At 50.2% G+C, this 2,913-nt stretch carries 4 protein-coding genes; 3 read left to right on the top strand and 1 reads right to left on the bottom strand.

Annotated elements, in window-relative coordinates:
- The 3 genes from ACKOVI_RS04245 to ACKOVI_RS04235 form a co-directional block, all read left to right on the top strand.
- The coding region (locus tag ACKOVI_RS04245; RefSeq protein WP_509602802.1) for a Rossmann-fold NAD(P)-binding domain-containing protein at nucleotides 1-755 on the top strand (755 nt) is incomplete at its 5' end.
- The gene (locus tag ACKOVI_RS04240; protein WP_509602801.1) at nucleotides 756-1,049 is read left to right on the top strand and encodes an NAD(P) transhydrogenase subunit alpha part 2; all 294 of its coding nucleotides are present in this window, start codon (nucleotides 756-758) and stop codon (nucleotides 1,047-1,049) included.
- Entirely contained in the window at nucleotides 1,046-2,422 is a 1,377-nt protein-coding gene (locus ACKOVI_RS04235; protein ID WP_509602800.1) for an NAD(P)(+) transhydrogenase (Re/Si-specific) subunit beta, read from the top strand. The genes ACKOVI_RS04240 and ACKOVI_RS04235 overlap by 4 nt, the downstream gene beginning before the upstream one ends.
- A 5-nt stretch (nucleotides 2,423-2,427) precedes the next feature.
- On the opposite strand, the gene ACKOVI_RS04230 is transcribed toward ACKOVI_RS04235, so the two are convergent.
- Nucleotides 2,428-2,913 (bottom strand): MFS transporter (locus tag ACKOVI_RS04230; protein WP_509602799.1); only part of this gene is annotated, 486 nt, incomplete at its 5' end.

Here is a 2,913-nt window from a genome sequence, read left to right as displayed (position 1 = left end):
CTCAATCAATGGATGCACTTTCTTCGCAAGCCCTCTGTGCTGGTTATCGTGCGGCCCTTGTCGGTGCAGAACTTTCTCCACGTTTCTTTCCTTTGCTGATGACAGCTGCAGGAACTGTGACACCGGCACAAGTGTTGGTCTTGGGTGCGGGTGTTGCGGGATTGCAAGCAATTGCAACGGCTCGACGCTTAGGTGCAGTTGTGTCAGCGTATGATGTGCGACCTGCATCTGCCGATGAAGTGCGGTCTATGGGTGCAACGTTTATTCAGCTAGAACTCGAAGCACTTGAAGGCGCTGGTGGCTATGCGCGAGAGATGACAGAAGACCGTGCTGCGAAGCAGCGAGAAATGTTGACTCCGTATATTGCGAAATCTCATGTGGTCATTACAACTGCAGCTGTTCCAGGTCGTGCAGCGCCCCGATTGATGACCAAAGAGATGGTCGATGCAATGGAGCCAGGCACAATCATTGTTGATTTGGCTGCTGAGACCGGTGGAAACGTTGAAGGTTCTAAGCCAGGTGAGATCGTTGAGACAGCTGGAGGAGTCCGCATCTGGGGCGGTAAGGATGTTCCAAGCCAGCTCGCCTTCCATGCCTCCAGTTTGTACGCTCGAAATGTAGTGAATTTACTGACTTTGATGACAGATGCTGAAAGCAAGGCAATCAAACTCAACTTCGAGGATGAAATTATCAATGGCGCAGCGGTAACACATGCTGGCGCCCGTCGTACACCTGAAGCAAAGGCGGCACAGTAAATGGAACCAATTGCAGTTATCTCAATTTTTGTCCTTGCAGTCTTTGTCGGTTTTGAAGTTGTTTCGAAAGTTTCGTCCACACTTCACACCCCGCTGATGTCAGGCGCCAACGCAATTCACGGAGTTATCTTGGTCGGTGCCATCATCGTCGCCGATGGTGCAAGCAATAGCCTTGAACTTGGCTTAGCTGTTGCTGCGATTATTCTTGCAACCATCAACGTTGTTGGTGGATTTGTCGTTACGGACCGAATGCTCGAAATGTTCAAGCCTAAGAAAGGTGGTGAACAAAAGTGAGCACCTTTATCTATGACTTAATCGGACTCGGGGCAGGTGTTCTCTTCATTCTGGCCCTTAAGGGATTGTCACATCCCAAGACAGCACGTCGGGGTAATCTCCTTGGCGCAGCTGGTGCCACAGTAGCAATTGTGATGGTCTTCTTCAATCTCGGTGAGATTAAGAATCTCTGGTGGATTCTTGGTGCACTTGGATTTGGATTAGCTATTGGTGTCCCAGCAGCTCGTAAGGTCCAGATGACCAATATGCCTCAGCTCGTTGCACTCTTTAATGGCGTTGGCGGCGGTGCTGCGGCGCTAGTGGCAATCGTTGAATACCTTCACTTAGGAGATAAGGCAACGACAGCAGAAGTAATCTTCACAGTCTTTACCGTTGTCGTTGGTTGCGTCTCTTTCAGCGGATCCATCATTACATTCTTGAAGCTTCAAGAGTTGATGACTACACGCCCTGTTGTCTTCCCTGGCGGGCGTTTTGTCATTGCGGCAAACCTGATTGCAGTTCTCGGAGTCTCTATCTGGGTTGTTCAAGCACTTGGCACTAATCCACTACTGATTTTGGCTGCTTTATCGCTGCTTTTTGGTGTTCTCTTCGTGCTTCCTGTGGGCGGCGCGGATGTCCCAATCGTCATCTCTTTGCTGAACGCTTTCACTGGTCTCACAGTGGCCGCAAGTGGTTATGTTCTTGATTCAACGCTTCTCATCATCGCCGGAACACTTGTCGGTGCATCAGGAACAATCCTGACTCGCTTGATGGCCGAAGCGATGGGACGTTCATTGTTTGGAACTCTCTTCGGGGCATTTACTGCAAAGCCTCAAGATGTCGCAGCGGCTGGTGAAGAGCGTCCGGTGAAATCTGGATCGGCAGAAGATGTCGCAATCTTGCTTAACTACGCGCGTCGCGTAGTTATCGTCCCTGGATTTGGATTAGCCGTTGCTCAAGCGCAGCACACCGTCCGCGAGATGGCAGATCTCTTGATCTCAAAGGGAATTGATGTTGCTTACGGAATCCACCCAGTTGCAGGTCGTATGCCTGGACATATGAACGTACTTCTTGCTGAGGCAAACATTCCTTACGAACAACTTGCTGAGATGGATGAAGTGAATCCCACTTTCGGACAGACCGATGTTGCAATCGTTATCGGTGCAAACGATGTCGTGAACCCTGCTGCAGAGAACACACCTGGTTGCCCAATCTACGGAATGCCAATCCTGAAAGTTTCGGATTCTTCAAACATCATCTTCCTCAAGCGTTCAATGCGCCCAGGATTTGCAGGAATCGAGAATGAACTTCTCTATGATCCTAAGACCACACTTCTCTTTGGTGATGCAAAGGCATCGCTGACAAAGGTTGTCAGCGCACTGAAAGGGTTATAAAACCTTTATTCAGCAAGATGGACTCGGTTGCGCGTCTCAGGAATTCTTGTAGTGACAAGCACTATTGCTGCCATCAATATAGTCGCGAGCATGAAAGCCGGCCGAAATCCACCAGCATCTGAGATGGCACCTAAGACAATCGGCGCAATCATGGCTGCAAAATCTCCCGACATTTGCATGACAGCGATAACTTGGCCGCCCTTACCTTTGAGAACATCTCCGACGAGGCTGCCCGGGACGGTGGAGAGATAAGCACCTGCAATTCCTGAGAAAAGCATCGCTGGGAAGAAGATCCAAGGTTGGACAGTGAAGAGAAGAAGAGCGGTCGAGATAAAGAGAGCCGATGAGCCCACCATCGCCACAAAGCGGCGGCCCTTCTCATCAGAGAGGCGGCCTGCCCGCAACAACAAAAGCCCGTTAGCAATCGATGCCAAGGTATATCCAACGCCCATATAGGTAGAGGAGACATGCATATCTTCCACCATAAAGAG

The organism is Candidatus Planktophila sp. (assembly GCF_046070465.1).
Lineage (GTDB): Bacteria > Actinomycetota > Actinomycetes > Nanopelagicales > Nanopelagicaceae > Planktophila.
This window is presented reverse-complemented; position numbering and strand designations above follow the sequence as displayed.